The organism is Kitasatospora sp. NPDC127060, assembly GCF_042724935.1.
Classification (GTDB): Bacteria; Actinomycetota; Actinomycetes; order Streptomycetales; family Streptomycetaceae; genus Kitasatospora.
Genome location: NZ_JBHXEG010000004.1, coordinates 1 through 18897 on the forward strand (window position 1 = coordinate 1; position 18897 = coordinate 18897).

17 protein-coding genes, 1 pseudogene and 1 riboswitch are annotated in these 18897 nt (G+C 71.7%); of the genes and pseudogenes, 11 read left to right on the forward strand and 7 right to left on the reverse strand.

Annotated elements, in window-relative coordinates:
- Window positions 1-225 precede the first annotated feature (225 nt).
- Genes ACFWIS_RS03945 through ACFWIS_RS03955 form a run of 3 tightly spaced genes read right to left on the reverse strand, consistent with a single transcriptional unit; the run spans window position 226 to window position 3454 of the window.
- Complete coding sequence (locus ACFWIS_RS03945; RefSeq protein ID WP_380453298.1) at window positions 226-1302, reverse strand: threonine aldolase family protein; 1077 nt, start codon at window positions 1300-1302, stop codon at window positions 226-228.
- Window positions 1299-2057: an SDR family NAD(P)-dependent oxidoreductase gene (locus tag ACFWIS_RS03950; RefSeq protein ID WP_380453158.1), complete on the reverse strand. Its 759-nt coding sequence runs from the start codon at window positions 2055-2057 to the stop codon at window positions 1299-1301. Before ACFWIS_RS03950 ends, ACFWIS_RS03945 begins: the two co-directional genes overlap by 4 nt.
- Complete coding sequence (locus tag ACFWIS_RS03955) at window positions 2054-3454, reverse strand: DUF6421 family protein (RefSeq protein ID WP_380453160.1); 1401 nt, start codon at window positions 3452-3454, stop codon at window positions 2054-2056. Before ACFWIS_RS03955 ends, ACFWIS_RS03950 begins: the two co-directional genes overlap by 4 nt.
- Before the next feature lie 589 nt (window positions 3455-4043).
- Between ACFWIS_RS03955 and ACFWIS_RS03960 the strand changes: the two genes are divergently transcribed.
- The 5 genes from ACFWIS_RS03960 (at window position 4044) to ACFWIS_RS03980 (ending at window position 8451) form a co-directional block, all read left to right on the forward strand.
- The gene (locus tag ACFWIS_RS03960; protein WP_380453162.1) at window positions 4044-4922 is read left to right on the forward strand and encodes an ABC transporter substrate-binding protein; all 879 of its coding nucleotides are present in this window, start codon (window positions 4044-4046) and stop codon (window positions 4920-4922) included.
- A gap of 113 nt (window positions 4923-5035) precedes the next feature.
- Window positions 5036-5857, forward strand: a complete 822-nt coding sequence (locus ACFWIS_RS03965) for an amino acid ABC transporter permease (RefSeq protein WP_380453300.1) — start codon at window positions 5036-5038, stop codon at window positions 5855-5857.
- Window positions 5854-6612 carry an amino acid ABC transporter ATP-binding protein gene (locus ACFWIS_RS03970; RefSeq protein ID WP_380453164.1) on the forward strand — a complete coding sequence of 253 codons (759 nt, stop codon included), beginning with the start codon at window positions 5854-5856 and terminating at the stop codon, window positions 6610-6612. The genes ACFWIS_RS03965 and ACFWIS_RS03970 overlap by 4 nt, the downstream gene beginning before the upstream one ends.
- 164 nt (window positions 6613-6776) lie before the next feature.
- Complete coding sequence (locus ACFWIS_RS03975) at window positions 6777-7343, forward strand: DUF5134 domain-containing protein (RefSeq protein WP_380453166.1); 567 nt, start codon at window positions 6777-6779, stop codon at window positions 7341-7343.
- A gap of 160 nt (window positions 7344-7503) precedes the next feature.
- Window positions 7504-8451, forward strand: coding sequence for a M56 family metallopeptidase (locus ACFWIS_RS03980; RefSeq protein WP_380453168.1), 948 nt, complete (start codon window positions 7504-7506; stop codon window positions 8449-8451).
- Window positions 8452-8491: 40 nt separating this feature from the next.
- On the opposite strand, the gene ACFWIS_RS03985 is transcribed toward ACFWIS_RS03980, so the two are convergent.
- Window positions 8492-8938 carry a MarR family winged helix-turn-helix transcriptional regulator gene (locus tag ACFWIS_RS03985; RefSeq protein WP_380453170.1) on the reverse strand — a complete coding sequence of 149 codons (447 nt, stop codon included), beginning with the start codon at window positions 8936-8938 and terminating at the stop codon, window positions 8492-8494.
- A gap of 87 nt (window positions 8939-9025) precedes the next feature.
- Here ACFWIS_RS03985 and ACFWIS_RS03990 point away from each other — a divergent pair, with 87 nt between their 5' ends.
- Window positions 9026-10540, forward strand: a complete 1515-nt coding sequence (locus ACFWIS_RS03990) for an MFS transporter (RefSeq protein ID WP_380453171.1) — start codon at window positions 9026-9028, stop codon at window positions 10538-10540.
- A gap of 239 nt (window positions 10541-10779) precedes the next feature.
- The gene (locus tag ACFWIS_RS03995; protein ID WP_380453172.1) at window positions 10780-11385 is read left to right on the forward strand and encodes a TetR/AcrR family transcriptional regulator; all 606 of its coding nucleotides are present in this window, start codon (window positions 10780-10782) and stop codon (window positions 11383-11385) included.
- A gap of 88 nt (window positions 11386-11473) precedes the next feature.
- On the opposite strand, the gene ACFWIS_RS04000 is transcribed toward ACFWIS_RS03995, so the two are convergent.
- Window positions 11474-12340: a helix-turn-helix domain-containing protein gene (locus ACFWIS_RS04000; protein WP_380453173.1), complete on the reverse strand. Its 867-nt coding sequence runs from the start codon at window positions 12338-12340 to the stop codon at window positions 11474-11476.
- Window positions 12341-12758: 418 nt separating this feature from the next.
- On the opposite strand from ACFWIS_RS04000, the pseudogene ACFWIS_RS04005 reads away from it, so the two are divergent.
- Window positions 12759-13232, forward strand: a pseudogene (locus ACFWIS_RS04005) (ATP-binding protein); the annotation flags it as partial.
- A gap of 341 nt (window positions 13233-13573) precedes the next feature.
- Here the strand turns inward: ACFWIS_RS04005 and ACFWIS_RS04010 are convergent.
- A complete protein-coding gene (locus tag ACFWIS_RS04010; protein WP_380453175.1) occupies window positions 13574-13837 on the reverse strand; it encodes a DUF397 domain-containing protein in 264 nt (87 codons plus the stop codon).
- Window positions 13838-14391: 554 nt separating this feature from the next.
- On the opposite strand from ACFWIS_RS04010, the gene ACFWIS_RS04015 reads away from it, so the two are divergent.
- The 3 genes from ACFWIS_RS04015 to ACFWIS_RS04025 all read left to right on the forward strand — a co-directional run bounded on the left by ACFWIS_RS04015 (window position 14392) and on the right by ACFWIS_RS04025 (window position 17768).
- On the forward strand, window positions 14392-15342 hold the full coding sequence (locus ACFWIS_RS04015; protein ID WP_380453177.1) for a hypothetical protein: 951 nt from the start codon (window positions 14392-14394) through the stop codon (window positions 15340-15342).
- A 498-nt stretch (window positions 15343-15840) separates the two neighbouring features.
- A riboswitch (cyclic di-AMP (ydaO/yuaA leader) is annotated at window positions 15841-16003 on the forward strand.
- Between the two features lie 7 nt (window positions 16004-16010).
- The gene (locus tag ACFWIS_RS04020) at window positions 16011-17330 is read left to right on the forward strand and encodes a transglycosylase family protein (protein ID WP_380453179.1); all 1320 of its coding nucleotides are present in this window, start codon (window positions 16011-16013) and stop codon (window positions 17328-17330) included.
- Between the two features lie 237 nt (window positions 17331-17567).
- A complete protein-coding gene (locus tag ACFWIS_RS04025; RefSeq protein WP_380453180.1) occupies window positions 17568-17768 on the forward strand; it encodes a hypothetical protein in 201 nt (66 codons plus the stop codon).
- An 87-nt stretch (window positions 17769-17855) separates the two neighbouring features.
- Here the strand turns inward: ACFWIS_RS04025 and ACFWIS_RS04030 are convergent, their stop codons facing one another.
- A complete protein-coding gene (locus ACFWIS_RS04030; protein WP_380453182.1) occupies window positions 17856-18875 on the reverse strand; it encodes a LacI family DNA-binding transcriptional regulator in 1020 nt (339 codons plus the stop codon).
- Between the last annotated feature and the right edge of the window lie 22 nt (window positions 18876-18897).

Here is an 18897-nt window from a genome sequence, read left to right on the forward strand (position 1 = left end):
GGACCGCCTTCCAGCGGGCCCTCCGGGCGCTTCGTTCTTTCGTGTTTCCAGCTTATCAGACGTTTTCCGCTCCGTTTTCCGGAGTTTCATTCATCGGATTCGCTTTCCGCTTTGTCGCCCCGGTCTGCCGCGGCGACTCCGGAACTGTACGGGGACCGACCCGCCACATGCAAATCGCCTCCGCCCGGGGCTCCGGGCGGAGGCGATCAGCTATCGGGGGCGCTGTCAGACGCGGCCCATCTCCTCGGCGATGGCCGCCGCGAAGGCGTCGATGTCAGCCTCCGTGGTGTCGAAGGCGCACATCCAGCGCACCTCGCCGGTGTGCTCGTTCCAGAAGTAGAAGCGGTAACGCTTCTGCAGTCGCTCGCTCACCTCGCGCGGGAGGATCGCGAACACCGCGTTCGCCTGGACCGGACGGACGACCTCGACGCCGTCGATCTTCCGGACCGCCGCCTCCAGCCGACTGGCCATCGCATTGGCGTGGCCGGCGTTGCGCAGGTAGAGGTCGCCCGAGAGCAGCGCCTCGAACTGGACGGAGACGAAGCGCATCTTCGAGGCGAGCTGCATCGAGGTCTTGCGCAGGTACTTGATGTTGCGCACCCGCTCCGGGTTGAGCACCACCACGACCTCACCGAGCAGCAGGCCGTTCTTCGTACCGCCGTAGGACAGCACGTCGACGCCGGCGTCGGTGGTGAACTCCCGCATCGGCCGGCCGAGCGCCGCCGCGGCGTTGGCCAGTCGGGAGCCGTCCATGTGGACGAGCATGCCGAGCTGGTGGGCGTGCTCGGTGATCGCGCGGATCTCGTCGATCGTGTAGAGGGTGCCGAGCTCGGTGCTCTGGGTGATGGAGACCGCGAGCGGCTGGGCGCGGTGCTCGTCACCGAAGCCCCAGGCCTGCCGGTCGAGCAGCTCGGGGGTGAGCTTGCCGTCCGGGGTCGGGACGATGTGCAGCTTGATGCCGCCCATCTTCTCCGGGGCGCCGCCCTCGTCCACGTGGATGTGGGCGGTGTCGGCGCAGACCACGGCGCCCCAGCGCGGCAGCAGCGCCTGGAGGGCGACCACGTTGGCGCCGGTGCCGTTGAAGACGGGGTAGGCCTCGGCCTTGTCGCCGAAGTGGCGGCGGAAGACGTCCTGGAGGTGGGCCGTGTAGTCGTCCTCGCCGTAGGCGACCTGGTGGCCGCCGTTGGCGAGGGCGATCGCGGCGAGGACCTCGGGGTGCACGCCGGCGTAGTTGTCGCTGGCGAAGCCGCGGACGGCGGGGTCGTGCCGCCGTACCGCGTCCGTACGGGTGAGGTCGGTCATCGGGCTGTCAGCCACAGGTGCTGTCCGTTCAGTTCTGCTGCGGGGCGGTCCCAGAGGTCCGCCAGGTGTCCGGCGAGGTCGGCGGTGTCGGTGAAGCCGGCGAACTTCGCCTCCGGCTTCTCGGCCCGCATCTCGGGGCTGACCAGCGCCTTGATGACCAGGATCGCAGCCGCCGCGGTGGGCTCGCCGTCCGGGGAGGTGGTCTCCTTCTTGAAGGAGTCGGCCATGGCGAGGGTCCAGGCCTCGGTGGCGGCCTTCGCGGCCGCGTATGCGGCGCCGCCGGCGGTCGGCTTGTGCGCCGCCGCGGCGGAGATCATCGCGTAGCGGCCGGCCGGGCTGCGGACCAGCGCGGGCTGGAAGGCCAGGGAGGTGTGCTGGAGGGTGCGCACGACGGTGTCGTGCAGGAAGTCCCAGTCGTCCAGGCGGCTGTCGAAGAAGGTCTTGCTGCCGCGCCAGCCGCCGACCAGGTGGAACAGGCCGTCGACGTGGCCGTGCTCGGCCTCCAGGTGGTCGGCCCAGTCGTGGACCTCCTGCGGGTCGAGCAGGTCGATCACCTGGCCGCTCACCTTCGCCCCGCGCACCGCGACGCGGGTGGCGTCCAGGGCGGACTCCAGGCGCTGGGGGTCGATGTCGGCCCCGATCACGGTGGCGCCGTCGGCCGCGAGGCGGCGCAGCACTGCCTGCCCGGCCGGACCGCTGGCCCCGGCGACGGCGATGACCTTGCCGGCCAGCTTGGTGGAGGGGGTGGTGGTCACGCGGCGACTCCCTGGATACCGGCGCCGGTGATGCCGGCGGTGGCGGCGATGACGCCGCGGAGCTTCTTGGACAGGGCCTCGTAGAACATGCTCAGCGGGAACTCGTCGGGGAGCACGGCGTCGCACAGCGCCTTGTTCAGGGCCTTGCCGTCGGTGATGTCGAGCGGGAGGGCCTCGGGGCCCTTCGCCCAGGTGGAGGCCGGGTGCGGGGTGAGGTAGCGGGAGACCAGCTCGTACGCGGCGATCCAGTGGGCCGGCTTGGGCCGGTCGATGCCGTCGCGGTAGAGGGTCTCGATGTCGCCGCACAGCGCATTGGTGACCTGCGGGGCGAGGTCCCAGTCGATGGTGAGGCGGTTGTCGCGCCAGCGCAGCGCGCCGTGCTTGTGCAGGTACGCGAAGAGCAACTGGCCGCCGAGGCCGTCGTAGTTGCGGACGCGGTCGCCGCTGACCGGGAAGCGGAACATGCGGTCGAAGAGGATCGCGTACTGGACGTCGCGGGCGTGCGGGTTGCCCTCGGCCTCGAGCTTCACCGCCTCCTTGAAGGTGGTGAGGTCGCAGCGGAGCTCCTCCAGGCCGTACATCCAGAACGGGCTGCGCTGCTTGATCATGAAGGGGTCGAACGGCAGGTCGCCGTGGCTGTGGGTGCGGTCGTGGACGAGGTCCCACAGGACGAAGGTCTCCTGCGCGCGCTGCTGGTCCTGGAGCAGACCCTCGGCGTCGGCCGGGATCTCCAGGCCGAGCTGCCGGACGGCGCTGGTCGAGACGGCGCGGAAGCGGGCGGCCTCGCGGTCGCAGAAGATGCCGCCCCAGGTGAAACGTTCCGGCGCCTTGCGCACGGAGACCGTCTCGGGGAAGAGGACGGCGGAGTTGGTGTCGTACCCGGCCGTGAAGTCCGTGAAGGTGATCGGGACGAACATCGGGTTGTCGAAGCGGGTGCGCTCCAGCTCGTCCAGCCACTCGGGCCACACCACGCGCAGCAGGACGGCTTCCAGGTTGCGGTCCGGGTTGCCGTTCTGGGTGTACATGGGGAAGAGGACCAGGTGCTCGAGGCCGTCCTCGCGCTGGTCGGCGGGCTGGAAGGCGAGCAGCGAGTCCAGGAAGTCGGGCTCGCGGTACCCGGTGTCGGCCCACTTCGCCAGGTCGACGTCGACGGCGGCCAGGTAGGCGGCGTCGTGCGGGAAGTTCGGGGCGAGCTCCGCGACGGCGGCCCGGACGGTGGCGACCAGCGGGTCGACGGTGTGCCGCTGGACCGCGGACAGGTCGATCGAGCCGTCCTTGGACTGCAGCGGGCGCAGCGTCTCGACGGCCTCCTTCAGGCGCAGCCACGCCGGGTGGGTGGCGAGGGTCGAGACCGGGGCGTCGGCCGCCGCAGCGAGCCTTGGCGAAAGATTCTGCATCGTGGACTCACTTCGACAGGAGTTATTTCAACGAGGACACCATAAGTACGAAAGGTTCTCCCGTTCAAGGGGGCCTGGACCGACAAAACTCCCGTGCACCGCCGCTCCGGCCCCAAAACCTGCGCCGGGCGCACGCCTTCGGGCCTGTGTCCGACATGTGGACGGTGTCCTGGATGTCCTGGACAGACGAGCCGTCCTGATGCGAACCTCCCCGCATGTTCCCGGAGGTGATCACGGTGACCGAGCGCCACGACGGCCCGTGCCGGTTGCCCGCCCGTCAGCAGGCCTGTTGTCGCCGCCGCTGCCGCGCGCACGGCTGTCGCCGCCGCTGTCGTCGTTGACCCGGCCGCGGTGGTCGGGCCGGCCGCGACCGGCCGGCTGCCGCTGATCCGGCCCGGGGCGCCGCGGACTCGAGCCCGTACGCCGACCATGCCGTGTGTGTTCCGGCGCCGCCACCGGGGGAAGTGACCCGCCGGGAAGCGGCCCGCCCGGCCCGGCCCCCGCAGCGCCCGCGCCCGCCCCGTCTCGTTCCTCCCCGCCCTGCCCGTACCGCGCTCTCCCGCCCGGTCCCTCCCCCTGGAGCCCTGCCATGAGTCTCCGCAAGCCGTCCGCCGTCCTGCCCCTCGCCGCGCTGGTGGTCGCCACCGCCGTGCTCACCGGGTGCGCGCCGCAGGACGCCAAGTCCGACGGGGCCGCCGGTACGGCCGGGGCCACGGGGGGTTGCGCGCCCGGGGCGCTGGCGACGCGGACCGCCGGAAAGCTGACCATCGGCACCGACAAGCCGGCGTACGACCCGTGGTTCTCCGAGGACAAGCCGGAGAACGGCAAGGGCTTCGAGTCGGCGGTGGCGTACGCGGTGGCGGAGAAGCTGGGCTACCCCAAGGACAAGGTCGGCTGGGTGGTCGCGCCGTTCGGCAAGGCGACCGCGCCGGGCGCCAAGGACTTCGACTTCGACGTCAACCAGGTGTCCATCAGCGACGAGCGCAAGCAGGCGGTGGACTTCTCCTCCGGCTACTACGACGTGCGCCAGGCCGTCATCGCGCTCAAGGGCTCCAAGGCGGCGGGCGCCAGGAGCATCGCCGACCTCAAGGGCGCCAAGCTGGGCGCGCAGGTCGGCACCACCAGCCTGGACACCATCACCAACACCATCAAGCCCAGCGGCCAGCCGGCCGTGTTCGACTCCAACGACCTGGCGAAGGCCGCATTGAAGAACGGTCAGGTCGAGGCGCTGGTGGTCGACCTGCCGACGGCCTTCTACATCACCGGGGCCGAGGTGCCGGAGGCCCAGGTGGTCGGGCAGTTCGAATCGTCCTCGAAGGGTGAGCAGTTCGGCCTGGTGCTGGACAAGGGCTCCGGGCTGACGCCGTGCGTCTCGCAGGCGGTGGACGCGCTGCGCGCGGACGGGACGCTGGCCAAGCTGGAGAAGCAGTGGCTGTCGGACGCCGTCTCCGCACCGGTGCTGAAGTGAGCGGGGGCACCGGCACGGCCGGGCCGGCCGGCACCGCGGAGGGCCCGGCGGCGCCGGGGGAACCGAAGGACCGAACGACGGCGGACGCCGGGTACCGCCCCTCCGAACGGCGGCTGGCGCACGAGGCGTACCGACGGGCCCGCGCCCGCCGCTCGGCGCTGATCGCCACCGCCTCCACCGCGGCGACGGCCGTCGTGCTCTACCTGCTGATCGTCAACTCCCCCGGCTGGGAGGTCACCCGGCGGACCTTCTTCAACCTGGACTACGCCCGCCAGGCCCTGCCCGACGTGCTGCGGGGGCTGCGGCTGAACCTGGAGCTGATGCTCGGCTGCGGGGTGCTGATCCTGGTGTTCGGGCTGCTGCTCGCGGTGCTGCGGACGCTGCGCGGGCCGGTCTTCCTGCCGGTGCGGCTGCTGGCCACCGCGTACGTGGACTTCTTCCTCGGGCTGCCGATGATCATCTGCCTGCTGGTGATGATCACCGGGGTACCGGCGCTGCGGCTCACCGGGGTGACCACCGACCCGCTGCTCCTCGGCGGGGCCGCGCTGGTGCTGACGTACTCGGCGTACGTGTCGGAGGTGTTCCGCTCGGGCATCGAGTCGGTGCACCCGAGCCAGCGGGCGGCGGCGCGGTCGCTGGGGCTGACCAACGCGCAGGCGATGCGGTACGTGGTACTGCCGCAGGCGGTGCGGCGGGTGGTGCCGCCGCTGCTCAACAATCTCGTCAGCCTGCAGAAGGACACCGGGCTGGTCTCGATCGGCGGTGCGATCGACGCGGTGTACGCGGCGAAGATCATCGCGGCGCGCTCCTTCAACTTCACGCCGTACCTGGTGGCGGGACTGGTGTTCATCGTGCTGACCGTTCCGCTGACCAGGTTCGCCGACTGGCTGACCACGCGGACGAACCGTCGGCAGTTGCAGGGAGGTGCGGTGTGAGCGGGACGGACGTGCTCCGGCTGGAGTCCGTGCGCAAGACCTTCGGCGGTCAGGTGGTGCTGCGCGACGTGGACCTCGCCGTGCCCGAGCACTCGGTGACGGCGCTGATCGGCGCCTCCGGCTCCGGGAAGTCCACGCTGATGCGGTGCGTCAACCTGCTGGAGGGGATCGACGACGGGGCGATCTTCCTGGACGGCGAGGAGATCACCGACCCGCGTGCGGACGAGGACGCCGTGCGGCGCCGGATCGGGGTGGTGTTCCAGTCGTACAACCTGTTCCCGCACATGACGGTGCTGGAGAACGTCACGCTCGCGCCGCGCCGGGTGCACCGGGTGGGACGGGCGGAGGCCGAGGAGAAGGCGCTGGCGCTGCTGGACCGGCTCGGGCTGGCGGCCAAGGCCGGGGAGTACCCGGACCGGCTGTCCGGCGGGCAGCAGCAGCGGGTCGCCATCGTGCGGGCGCTGGCGGCCGGGCCCCGGCTGCTGCTGCTCGACGAGATCACCGCGGCGCTCGACCCGGTGCTGGTCGGGGAGGTGCTGTCAGTGGTGCGGGACCTCAAGGAGCAGGGGATGACGATGGTCCTCTCCACCCATGAGATGGGCTTCGCCCGCGAGGTCGCCGACCAGGTCTGCTTCCTGGACGGTGGGGTGGTGCTCGAACAGGGGCCGCCGGAGCAGGTGTTCGGCGACCCCCGGGAGGAGCGGACCCGGGAGTTCCTCAGTCGGGTCGTCGCCTCGGGGCGGCTCCAGGGCTGAGCCGGCGGTCGGGGGTGTGGGCCTGCCGGGGTGGACCGCACCACGGCGGTCACCACGGCGGTCACCACTGTGCGCCCCTGTGCGCGCCCTGGTGGCGCCGGGGCGGGGCGGTGATCGTGGACGGGACGATCGTCGCCCGTCGTCCGCCCCCTGGGAGGCCGCCGTTGCACGGACCCACCCTGGTCAACTGGCTCCTCGCCCTTCTCACCGCCACCGCCGGCGCCTCCTGCCTGACCCGCCTGCGGCACTCCCCCTGCGCCACCACGACGCCGGGCGCAGGCCGCGCCCACCCCTCGCTCACCCGGGAGTCCGACGCCGCCGAAGCCCTGATGGGGCTCGGCATGGCGGCGATGGCCGTCACCGGCGCGACCGTCCCGGCCGCCGTCTGGGCCGGCCTGTTCGGCCTGCCCGCCGCCGCCTTCCTGCTCGCCGCCCTGTACGCCCCGGCCGGCCGGGCGCACCGGCTGCACCACGCCGTCGGCGCGCTCGCCATGACGTACATGGCCCTCGCGATGACCGCCTCCCCCGGCGGCCACCACCACGCCGCCGCGCTCGGCACCCCGCTGCTGACCGGCGCCCTGCTGCTCTACTTCGGCGGCTATTCCCTCTGGGCCGGCGCCCGGCTGCTGCACACCCCCGCCGGCACCCTCGCCCTCGGCACCGCCGGACTGCCCCGGGCCTGCCGGCTGACCATGGGGATCGGCATGTTCGCCATGCTCCTGGCCATGTGACGCGCCCCGCGGACGGCAGTTCGAGGACGGTCCCAAGGCCCGCACCGGCGGGTGGCGTTGGTCACTGGCCGGTCGAAAGCCGTTCCACCGGGCGTCGACAGCGCATAGGTTGGCGGGGAACGCGTTGTCGCGTTCCGTGCGTACTCGGGGAGCCCATGCGATGACTGCCCTGATCGGCCTGCTGCTGCTCGGCCTGCTGCTGTCCACCGTGGTGCCCCGGCTGCTGGCCCGGGCCCGCTGGGTGGAGCGCGAACCGGTGCTGGCGCTGCTGGTGTGGCAGTGCATCGTGGTGGCCGTCCTGCTGTGCTGCGCCCTGGGCCTGGTGCTCGCCGCGTCCGCCGCCGAGCCCGCGCTGCGCGACTGGGTGTTCGCCGGCGCCCCGTACGGCGTGGAGGCCGCGTACGGTCTGCAGGACGCCGAGGGCTGGGGCCGGCTGTGCGCCGCCGTACTGGCCGCGGGCGCGCTGCAGACGGTGCTGGCGCTCACCCGCGAGGTCCGTACGGCCAAGGCCCTGCGCAACCGGCGTCACGCCCAACTGGCGACCCGTGCACCGGAGTTGCCTGATGCCATCGAGGCCGCCCGGAACCGCAAGGAGCGGCTGGTGGTGCTGGAGAACGTCCGCCCCGAGGCCTGGTCGCTGCCCGGCCCGAACTCCCGTCTGGTGGTCACCACCGGCGCCCTCCAGCAGCTCACCGACCGGGAGTTGGCGGCCGTGCTGAGCCATGAGCGCGGGCACGTCCGGGCCCGGCACCACTGGCTCCAACAGTTCGCCCAGGCGCTCGCCTCCGGCTTCCCCGGCATCGGCGTGTTCCGGGCCTTCCGGGACCAGGTGGCGGAGTTGGTCGAGCTGGCCGCCGACGACCGGGCCGCGCGCCGGCACGGCCGGCACACCACTGCCCTGGCGTTGGCCGAACTCAACCTGGACCGCGGGGTGTTCGGCTCCTGCCCGCCCGGTCTGGCGCAGTCCCCGAAGCGGGTGGACCGGCTGCTCGCGGGGCGCCCCCGGCTGTCCGTCCCGCACCGGCTGCGGCTGACCGCCGTCGCCCTGGCGGCGCCCGCCGCGGCCGTTCTGCTGGCCGTCGCACCGGGACTCCACTCGCTGCTCTGAGAGCCCGAGAAGCAATCCCCGTCAGGGCGTTGACACAGCGTCAGTCAAGGTCGGATCCTCCGCAGAGCGGTGCGAACCGGCCGCCCAGGGTCTGCCCGAGCACCTCACGGTGCAACGCCCGGGCCTGGTCGTAGCGCTCCCGCCCGGCCGGGGTGAGGGCGATCATGATGCCCCGCCGGTCGCTCGGACACATCGCCCTGGTCACCAGTCCGCCCTTCTCCAGCCGGGCGATCAGCCGGGACAGCGCGCTCTGGCTCAGATGGACGGTGGGCCCCAGTTCGCTCGCCCGCAGGGCGGCCCGACCGTCGGCCTCACACCCCTCCACCAGGCGTTCCAGCACCTCGAACTCGCTCATGCCCAGCCCGTGCTTCTCACCGAGCTCGCGGTCGAGCGTACAGACGGCAACGGCGTGGCGGGCCAGCAGCTCACGCCATTCCGCGATGAGACCGGCCTCCGCCGAGGCTTCGAGGGGGTCGAGTTCAGCCACCCCGCCACCCTAGCAGGTGCACCGTAAATTTATGCGTTCACATCTTATTCATTTGCATTGATTGCACGTGCATGTATTGTCCTCCCCATGACCACCGCGACCGTCACGCCAACCGACGCTCCGTCAACCAGCGGGCTGAACTGGACACCCCGCCTCTGGGGCACCCTGATCGTGCTCTGCGCCGCCATGTTCCTGGACGCCCTGGACGTCTCGATGGTGGGCGTCGCCCTCCCGTCCATCGGCTCCGAACTGCACCTCTCGACCTCCACCCTGCAGTGGGTGGTCTCCGGCTACGTACTCGGTTACGGCGGCCTGCTGCTGCTCGGCGGGCGGGCCGCCGACCTGCTCGGCCGCCGCCGGGTCTTCCTGGTCGCGCTGGGCGTCTTCGCCGCCGCCTCGCTGGTCGGCGGCCTGGTCGACGACGGCGGCCTGCTGATCGCCGCCCGCTTCCTCAAGGGCGTCAGCGCCGCCTTCACCGCCCCGGCCGGCCTGTCGATCATCACCACGACCTTCGCGGAGGGCCCCGCCCGCAACCGGGCGCTGTCGATCTACACCACCTGCGGCGCCAGCGGCTTCTCGCTCGGCCTGGTTCTGAGCGGGCTGCTCACCTCGGTCGGCTGGCGCTGGACCTTCCTGATGCCCGTCCCGGTCGCGCTGCTCGCCCTGCTCTTCGCCGTCCGCCTGCTCCCCCGCCCGGCCGAGGAGCCCGCCAAGGGCGGCTACGACGTGCTCGGCGCGATCACCGGCACCGCGACCGTGCTGCTGCTGGTGTTCACGGTGACCGAGGCCCAGGGCGCCGGCTGGCTGAGCCTGCGCACCCTCGGCTCGCTGGTGGTGGTCGCCGCACTGGCGGCGGCCTTCCTGCTGATCGAGAGCCGAGCCACCCACCCGCTGGTCAGGCTCGGCATCTTCCGCAACGGGTCGGTGGCCCGCGCCAACGTGGTCGCCTTCGCGATGACCGGCGCGTACGGCGGCTTCCAGTTCGTCGTCACCCTCTACCTCCAGCACCTGCTCGGCTGGTCGGCCCTCCAGATGGCCCTGGGGCTGCTGCCGGCCGGCGCCTTCATCGCCCTCTCGGCACCGTTCATGGGCCCGATCGTGGACCGCTTCGGCACCGGCCGGCTGCTGCCGATCGGCCTGCTGGCCCTGGCCGGCGCCTTCGCCCTGTTCCTGCGCCTGGACGAGCACAGCTCGTACCTGGTGCTGGTACTGCCCTCGATGCTGCTGCTCGGCGTGGGCTTCGCGCTGGCCTTCCCCTCGGTGAACATCGCGGCCACCGACGGGGTGGCCGACGAGGAGCAGGGACTGGCCTCGGGTCTGGTGAACACCGCGATCCAGGTCGGCACCGCCGTGGTGCTGGCCGGCGCGACCGCGATGATCACGGCGGGGAGCGCGGGCGGCGACAGCGCCCAGGCCCAGCTGGACGGCTACCGGCCGGCGCTGGTCCTGGTCACGGCGGTCGCAGTGGTCGGACTGGTGGTGGCGACGGTGGGAGCCGTGGTGGACCGCCGCCGAAACGTCACTCCCGTTTCGGTGCCGGATTATGATTACCCGTCTGCCGGACCGTCCGTGGCCCGGGCCGAAGTCCTGACCGAGCGCTGACCCGCTGGGCCCCGCCCACGGCCGACCCGACCGCCGGGCCCTGGTGCCGGCTCCACCAAACCCCCGTGTTGGTGGAGCCGGCCGTCTTTTGTACCGGTTTTGTACCGGCCGCCGTGGCGGTGCCCGTCGGGACACGGTTCCACGGTGCGGCTACTGGCTTCGCAAGTATATTGGCCCGGAGTCAACGAACGTTCGGAGCAGACACGATGGCACCTCGCGGGGATTCGGTCAATGAGGAGATGCGGCAGCGCTCCCGCCGACGCATCATGCGGGCCACGGTCGAGCTGGTTGACCAGCACGGTTACGCGGGCACCACGCTGACCGACATCGCCGAACGGGCCGGACTCGCCCGCGGTTTGCTCTCCTACTACTTCGACGGCAAACGACTGCTGATGCAGGCCGCGACGCACCGGATGATGCACCAGGCACTGTCCGGCGCACTCGCCGAACTGCCGCCGGAGGCCTCCCCCCGGGCCCGCCTGGCCCGCGCGATCGACGCCGTCCTCAGCCTGGCCATGGACCACCCCCGGGTGATGCGCTCGCACCTCGCCCTGATCCTCGACCCCGACACCGGCGCCTTCGTCCAGGACCCGGAGCAGCAGCAACTCGGCGCGATCCTGCAGAACCTGCTCGAGGACTGGGGCGCACCGGACCCGGTCGCCGAACACGCGCTGCTGCGCAGCGCGTTGATGGGTGGCTGCATCGGGGTGCTGCTGCCGGGCGCCGAGATCCCGTTGGCGCCGATCCGGGCCGACCTGTTCCGCCGCTACGACCTGCCCTGGGAGTTGGGCCGCCCGCCGCAGCCGCTGCCGCCGGAACGCGAACGGCCGCCGACCCGCGGGTGACGGGCGGCGGCCGAGCGGTTTCACGACCGGCGGAGCGATTCCCGGAGCGGCCCGAGGGAAGATCTCCCGCGCCCTGCCCGGGAGTTGCTCAGCGCTCCTTCAGGATCGAGGACAGCAGGTCTATCGTGCGCTCCGGCGTGAGGCTGTCCACGCAGAGCCGCTCCATGACCTGGATGTACGCGTCGACGTCGTCCCGCTTGTCCAGGTACAGCGCGCTGGTGAGCTGTTCCAGGTAGACCACGTCCGCGAGGTCCTGCTCCGGGAAGCGCAGGATCGAGAACGCCCCGGACTCGCCCGCGTGCGCGCCGAAGCGGAACGGCATGACCTGGATGACCACGTTGGCCTGTTCGGCGACGTCGATCAGGTACTGCACCTGACCGCGCATCACCTTGGGCCCGCCGACCGGCCGGCGCAGCGCCGCCTCGTCGATGACCGCCCACAGGCGCGGGCTGGCCCCCTCGGTCAGCAGCTTCTGGCGGCGCAGGCGGAGGCTGACCCGCCGCTCGACCTCCTCCTCGCTGATGACCGGCCGACTCTGGCCGAAAACCGCCCGTGCGTACTCCTCGGACTGCAGCAGCCCGGGGATGAACTGCACCTCGTAGGTGCGGATCAGCTGGGCGGCCTCCTCCAGTCCGACGTAGGTCTGGAACCACCCCGGCAGCACGTCGTTGAAGCTGTGCCACCAGCCGGACTTGTTGGCCTCGCGGACCAGCCCGAGCAGGGCCTCCCGCTCCAGGCCGTCGTCGACGCCGTAGAGACTGAGCAGGTCGGCGACGTCGCGCTCCTTGAAGCTGACCCGGCCGAGCTCCATACGACTGATCTTGGACTCGGACGCGCGGATCGCGTAGCCCGCGTCCTCACGGGTGATGCCGCGCGCCTCACGCAGGCGACGCAGCTGCGAGCCGAGGAGGATCCGGCGGACCATCGAGCCGCCGCCCGGCTGAACTGTGGTCATGCGGTCGAAACCTCCACCTAGGGCAAACAGCGCACAGTCTGCCATCAGTTGAGCGCTCACGGTGCCGATACTGACGGATGTTCCTATCAGTTCCGCACTCCGCACACCAGGATGCACGTGCATCCGGCGCTTGCATATGCCAATAGTGCGACTGCACGTGAATCGACTCTTGCATCTGCAGTGAGCGCACACCACCATGGTGCACGTGCACCTGCACATCCCTGGCAATCCCGCGGGCTCCGCGTCGACCCCACGCGCGACTCCGTGCACCGACCCGGCGGCGCCCCCCGCGCCATCGGGCGTTCGAGTGCGCGCGCGCCTGGTCGAAGGGGCGGCCGAGCGGCCGAGCGAGTCGGAGGTGACCGGCATGACCCCGGCGGGTCCAGCCGTGTCCGCCCCCTTATGGGAGGAGCTCTTCATGAGCACCGGTACGGCTTTGGCAGTTGACCCACACGTGGTCACCTGTACGCTCGCTCCTCGCTTCGAAGCCGTGAGATCCGCTCGCGACTTCGCCCGGACCGCTCTCCAGCGCTGGGGCCTGATGGAGCTGTTCGACGACGTCGCACTGGTGGCCTCGGAACTCGTCACCAACGCGCTCCGGCATGCGATCGGCGCACGGCCCGACCCGTCGGGCGGCGCCCTGGGCGAGTACGACTCTCCCACACGGCCGACCCCGGAGGGGCGACTGCCGATCCGAATAAGCCTGGTGCACCGCGCACCCCAGGTGGTCTGCGCGGTGAGCGATCCGAGCAACACCGGCCCGGTGGCGCGGGAGGCGGACTTCGTCGCCGAATCCGGGCGCGGGCTGCACCTGGTGGAGTCGTTCAGCCACTCCTGGGGCTGGCACCCGCTGGGCAGCGGCAAGGTGGTCTGGGCCATGTTCGAGGCGGGGCCGGCCGACGGCAGCGGACTCGACTGCGGCGGCCTGGGCGGCAGTCGGCTCGACGGCACCGGATTCGACGGTCACGCGCTCGACGGACGAGTCGACGTCGGTGGACGGCACCGGCGCTCGGCCTAGCGCCGCACGGCGCACGGCCGACCGAGGGGCGCCCCGGGAGGACCACACCCCGGGCCCTTCAGCCAGGCCCCGGTCCCGTACGGCCGGCGCATCCCGTACGGCCGGCGCATCCCGCCACGGGACCGCCCGGACGCGGGCAGGGCCGCCGGGCAAAGACAAAGGCCGTCGTGGTGTCAGCACCCACGACGGCCCCCCGATGGTGGCCCGGCGGCCGGTCAGACCGCCAGGTGGTCGAACTCCCCGTCTTTGGCGCCCAGTAGCAGCGCCGCGATCTCGGCCCGGGTGTAGATGAGCGCCGGACCGTCCGGGAAGCGCGAGTTGCGCATCGCCACGTCGCCGCCCGGCAGGGCCGCGAACTCGACGCAGTTGCCCTGGGAGTTGCTGTGCAGGCTCTTCTGCCAGACCACCCCCTTGAGGTCTGCGGCGGCCATCCCGTTGTAGGTGTGGTTCGAGCCGTGCGTTACCTGCGAGTCGTGCATAGAAGTCTCCCGAAGAGCTCCGGAGTTGTCGTCCAGCGCGGCGCCCCGGCACCCGCCGAACGGACCGGCCCCGTACCGGTCCGGCACAACGCCTCACTTGACGCGATGATAGCTGCAGTGCACGTGCATCAGCACGGGACATTGCAGGTGCACGAGGCCTTTTACCGGTCGCCGCGAACTCTTCACGGGCCCTTCTCCTGACGGTACGTAAACGGACATAGCCGATGGAATCGACGGGTTGTCCATAACCGGCCGTGAGCGGCCCCCCGCTGAATGTTGATCTTCGAATGCCGGGAGTCGCACTTCCGTGACCCTCCGTCAGTCCATCCTCCGGCTGTGAGACATCTCACGCCCCCCTCGTGCAACGCGACACCCCGTGACGCACGTCCGGGCAACCGTGCGAGTCCGAACGGGGGCTGGGTGAGGAATGTCCGGATTGTAGGCAAACGGCCCGGACCGGCGCGGCAGGGACACGGCCTCCGCACCACGACCACCCGAAACCCGTACGGCAGCCGACTGCAGGCCTGACGGGCAGATGTCCTACGATCTCCGGCATGAGCACCGCAGCCATCCCGGGCGCGCCACTGCCCGTCCGCACTCCAGGCTCCCGTGCGCGGGGGCGCCACCGCCGCCCCGAGCGCCCCGAGATCCGCACCGGCTCGCCGGCCCTGGTGCTCGCCGTACCCGCGACCCCGGGGCCCGAGTCCCGCTCGGTCGTCGAGGAACTGCTCTCGATCGTCCGCAGTGAGCACACCGGCGTCCAGGCCGCGGTCGGCTACCTCCCGACCGACGGCGCCACCACCGGGGGCGCCGAGGAGCGCACCGTCGCGGAGCTGCTGGCGGCGGCCGCCGAGGCCGGACTGCCGACGCCCGTCGTGGTGCCGCTGGTGCCCGGCCCGCACGGCTTCCTGACCGGGCTTCAGGCTCTCGCGGCCGAGTACGGCGCGACCGTCACCGACGCCCTGGGCCCGCACCCGCTGCTGGCCGAGGCCGTCCACGTGCGACTGTCCGAGGCCGGGCTGGCCCGGGCCGACCGGGCCCGGCTGTTCGCCATCGCGACCGCCGCGGACGGCGTGGTCCTGACCACCGTCGGCGGTGAGGAAGCGGCCGCCGCGGCCGGGATCACCGGCGTGCTGCTGGCCGCCCGACTGGCCGTCCCGGTCGTCCCCGCGGCGCTCGACGTGCCCGGCTCGGTCGCCGCCGCCGTCAACCACCTCAAGGAGACCGGCTCCCAGCGCCCCGCGCTGGCCCCGCTCGTGATCGGCCCGGAGGCGGACTCCGAGCTGCTCGCCACGGCCGCCGAGGAGACCGGCTGCCCGTCGGCGGCGCCGTTGGGCGCGTACCCGACGGTCGGCCAGCTGATCGCCTCCACCTACCTGGCCGCGCTGCCCACGCCGACGGCGGAGGAGCTGGCCGAGGCCGAGGCGGAGGCCGCCGCCACCACCGGGGCCGGTGAGGGCTCCCGCCGCGCCCACGCGGCCGCCGACGGGCCCCTTGAAGGCTGACGGACACCTCCCGTACGACCCGGCGGAACGCCCGCCGCAGAGCCCGCGACCGCCCGTCGCGGCACTCGCACCACCGAAGGGCCCGGAACGACCGCGTTCCGGGCCCTTTCGACGTGTTCGGATCGCCCCACAGGAGAGTTAAGCGGGCAATGCGACGCAATGTCCGTTCTGGTGCCATTTGTCGATGAATTGTCGGCGCGTTGTCCAGCGCTCGATTCGCTGCCGCTCCCCCGGCACGGGGGAGCGCCCTCGTTGCGCTCCAACGCTCCGTCACTTCGCTCCTGAGGCGAAGCCAGTTATCGCAATCCACCACCAATTTGAAAGAAAACGATCATTTGCGATCATGAATTTCGAGCCTTTTGGCGTTTCCCACTAAACCGTGATGCGCGTCACAGGTATTTGCAGTTTTAACTTACGTCTGCATAACGTGCTCCCCGTTCGTGACCACACGGACCCAGTTCATCCGCGACGCCGAGTCCTGCCGTCGGATGTCCTGGCAGCGCGAAAACGCATCACGGCAGGAGCGGGGGAACCACAGGTAAGTCGCCCTAGGCCGTTTTCCGGAACGGTCCAGGGCTAGGGGTGAAGCCGCGCCCACAGCGCGGCCGGGCAACTCCAGCCCGAATCCGACAGCTCACCTCGCAGGCGTGGGAGAGGACCGCGTCTTCATGCTGCCTTCCAACGGCAACCGCCTGTCCAGCCGCACCCGTCGCGTGATCGCCGCCCTCGGCGTCGCCGGCGTCGGCCTCACCGTCCCCTGCCTGACCACCGGCACCGCCAACGCCGCCTCCGTCGCCACCTGGGACAAGGTCGCCCAGTGCGAGAGCAGCGGCAACTGGAGCATCAACACCGGCAACGGCTTCTTCGGCGGCCTGCAGTTCACCTCCAGCACCTGGGCCGCCTTCGGCGGTACCGCGTACGCCCCGCAGGCCAACCAGGCCACCAAGGACCAGCAGATCGCCGTCGCCGAGAAGGTCCTCGCCTCGCAGGGCCCCGGCGCCTGGCCGGTCTGCTCGGTGCAGGCCGGGCTGACCAAGGGCGGCGCCGCCGCCGCGGTCGACACCTCGGCCGGCTCCACCGCCGCCAAGCCGGCGCAGACCCCCGCGCCGAAGACCCCCGCGCCGAAGACCGCCACCCCGAAGGCCGCGCCCGCCCAGGACCAGGCGCAGACCTCGGGTGACTCCGCCTCGTCCGCCGACTCCTCCGCCAACAGCAGCTGGGCGCAGAAGCGTCAGACGCAGGCCCAGGGCGGCAGCTACACCGTCGTCGACGGCGACTGGCTGTCCTCGATCGCCACCAAGCACAACGTCCAGGGCGGCTGGCAGCGGCTGTACGACCTCAACCGCGGCACCCTGACCGACGGCCCGGACACCATCTACCCGGGCCAGCAGCTGACCTTCGGTGACGGCGGCTCGGCCCAGGCCGACCAGTCCTCCACCGCCACCAAGTCCGGCTCGGACTTCGCCTGGTTCGACCGCTCGAAGAAGTCCGGCCAGGCCTCGAACGGCGGTGCCGTGAACGCCAAGCCGATCGACCAGGGCACGTCCACCGCCTCGAAGCCGGCTTCCAAGCCCGCCTCGAAGCCGACCGCCCAGGCGCAGACCCCGGCCCCGGCCCAGGCCGCCACCGGCAGCATGGCCGCGGCCGTCTCCTTCGCCCAGTCGAAGATCGGTCAGGCGTACGTCTACGGCGGCACCGGCAACGGCGGCTGGGACTGCTCCGGCCTGACCCAGGCCGCGCTGCGCGCCGCGGGCATCAACATCCCGCGCGTCGCCGCCGACCAGGCCGCCGCCAGCACCCACGTCTCGCTGGACAGCCTGCAGCCGGGCGACCTGCTGTTCTGGTCGAACAACGGCCAGGACTCCGGCGTCTACCACGTCGCCATCTACATCGGCAACGGCCAGTACGTCGAGGCCGCCAACCCGAGCTCGGGCGTCCGCCTCCAGACCATCGCCAACTGGGCCCCGGACTTCGCCGGCCGGGTCTGAGGACACCGCGCACACCACGCACACGATGCGCACCACGCGCACCGCACGGCTGACGAATGACAGCTGACGGATAACAGATTTCATCATCTGTCAGCTGTCAGCCGCCGTCACCCGACAGCCCCGGGGAGAGTCTGGTCGCTCCCCCCGGGGCTTCGGCGTACCCACGTGCCGGCCTCCGCATGGTCAAACCCCGGCCCGCGGGGCATGCTGCTGCTCCGCACCCGAGGAGGAGTCACCATGGCCCAGGTCACCGTCACGCTCGACGCGAACCTCGCGATCGACGCGATGCTGCTCTCCGGCACCAAGAACCCCCAGGACGCCGTCGAACTGGTCCTGCGCGACTACCTGGCCCGCGGCCGCCGCACCGAGACCCGGACCGGCGACGCGACCGACGGCCACCGGGTCAGCACCGACCGCCCGGCCGCCCAGGAGGGCTGAGCAGCCGGCCCACCCCGCGCGCACGCCGACGGGCCCCGGAGAGCAACCGCCCTCCGGGGCCCGTCAGTTGGACGGCACCCGCCGGCCTCAGCGCGCACAGGCTCCCGTGGAACCCCGCATCACCAGCTCCGGCTGGAACATGAACTCCCCACGCTGGGCGGCGTTCCCGCCCACCTCCTCCAGCAGGGCGTCCACCGCGGCCGTCGCCATCGCCTCGACCGGCTGCCGGATCGTCGTCAACGGCGGTTCGGTGAAGGCGATCAGCGGCGAGTCGTCGAAGCCGACCACCGACACGTCCTGCGGCACCGACAGCCCCCGCTGCCGCACCGCCCGGATCGCCCCGAGCGCCATCATGTCGCTTCCGCAGACGATCGCCGTGCAGCCCTTGTCCAGCAGCGCGCCGGCCGCCGCGTGCCCGCCCTCCACACTGAACAGCGTGTGGTGGACGAGGCCCTCGGCCTGCTCCTCGCTGTGCCCGAGCACCTCGCGCATCGCCGCCGTGAAGCCCTCGATCTTGCGCAGCACCGGCACGTACCGCCGCTGCCCGACCGCCAGGCCGATCCGCTCGTGCCCGAGTTCGGCCAGGTGCTGGACGGCCATCCACATCGCCGAGCGGTCGTCCGGCGAGATGAACGGCGCGTCGATCTTCTCGCTGTAGCCGTTGATCAGCACGAACGGCACCCCGCGCCCGGACAGCCGGGCGTAGCGGTCGTGGTCGGCCGTGGAGTCGGCGTGCAGTCCGGAGACGAACACGATGCCCGCTACGCCCCGGTCCACCAGCATGTCGACCAGTTCGTCCTCGGTGGAGCCGCCGGGGGTCTGGGTGCACAGCACCGGCGTGTACCCGTGCCGGCTGAGCACCTGCTCGATCACCTGCGCCAGCGCGGGGAAGATCGGGTTGCTCAACTCCGGTGTGATCAGCCCGATCAGCCCGGCGCTGCGCTGGCGCAGCCGGGTCGGCCGCTCGTAGCCGAGCACGTCGAGCGCCGCCAGGACGGTCTGCCTGGTGGCGGCGGAGACGTTCGCCTTGCCGTTGAGTACGCGGGAGACGGTGGCTTCGCTGACCCCCGCCTGCGCCGCGATGTCTGAGAGTCGCGCCGTAGTCACGGTCCCAGAGCCTATTGCAACC

Coding starts and splice junctions, on each gene's coding strand:
- ACFWIS_RS03945 (WP_380453298.1), bottom strand. CDS start 1,302: ATGACCGACCTCACCCGTACGGACGCGGTACGGCGGCACGACCCCGCC.
- ACFWIS_RS03955 (WP_380453160.1), bottom strand. CDS start 3,454: ATGCAGAATCTTTCGCCAAGGCTCGCTGCGGCGGCCGACGCCCCGGTC.
- ACFWIS_RS03960 (WP_380453162.1), top strand. CDS start 4,044: ATGAGTCTCCGCAAGCCGTCCGCCGTCCTGCCCCTCGCCGCGCTGGTG.
- ACFWIS_RS03980 (WP_380453168.1), top strand. CDS start 7,504: ATGACTGCCCTGATCGGCCTGCTGCTGCTCGGCCTGCTGCTGTCCACC.
- ACFWIS_RS03990 (WP_380453171.1), top strand. CDS start 9,026: ATGACCACCGCGACCGTCACGCCAACCGACGCTCCGTCAACCAGCGGG.
- ACFWIS_RS03995 (WP_380453172.1), top strand. CDS start 10,780: ATGCGGCAGCGCTCCCGCCGACGCATCATGCGGGCCACGGTCGAGCTG.
- ACFWIS_RS04000 (WP_380453173.1), bottom strand. CDS start 12,340: ATGACCACAGTTCAGCCGGGCGGCGGCTCGATGGTCCGCCGGATCCTC.
- ACFWIS_RS04010 (WP_380453175.1), bottom strand. CDS start 13,837: ATGCACGACTCGCAGGTAACGCACGGCTCGAACCACACCTACAACGGG.
- ACFWIS_RS04015 (WP_380453177.1), top strand. CDS start 14,392: ATGAGCACCGCAGCCATCCCGGGCGCGCCACTGCCCGTCCGCACTCCA.
- ACFWIS_RS04020 (WP_380453179.1), top strand. CDS start 16,011: ATGCTGCCTTCCAACGGCAACCGCCTGTCCAGCCGCACCCGTCGCGTG.
- ACFWIS_RS04025 (WP_380453180.1), top strand. CDS start 17,568: ATGGCCCAGGTCACCGTCACGCTCGACGCGAACCTCGCGATCGACGCG.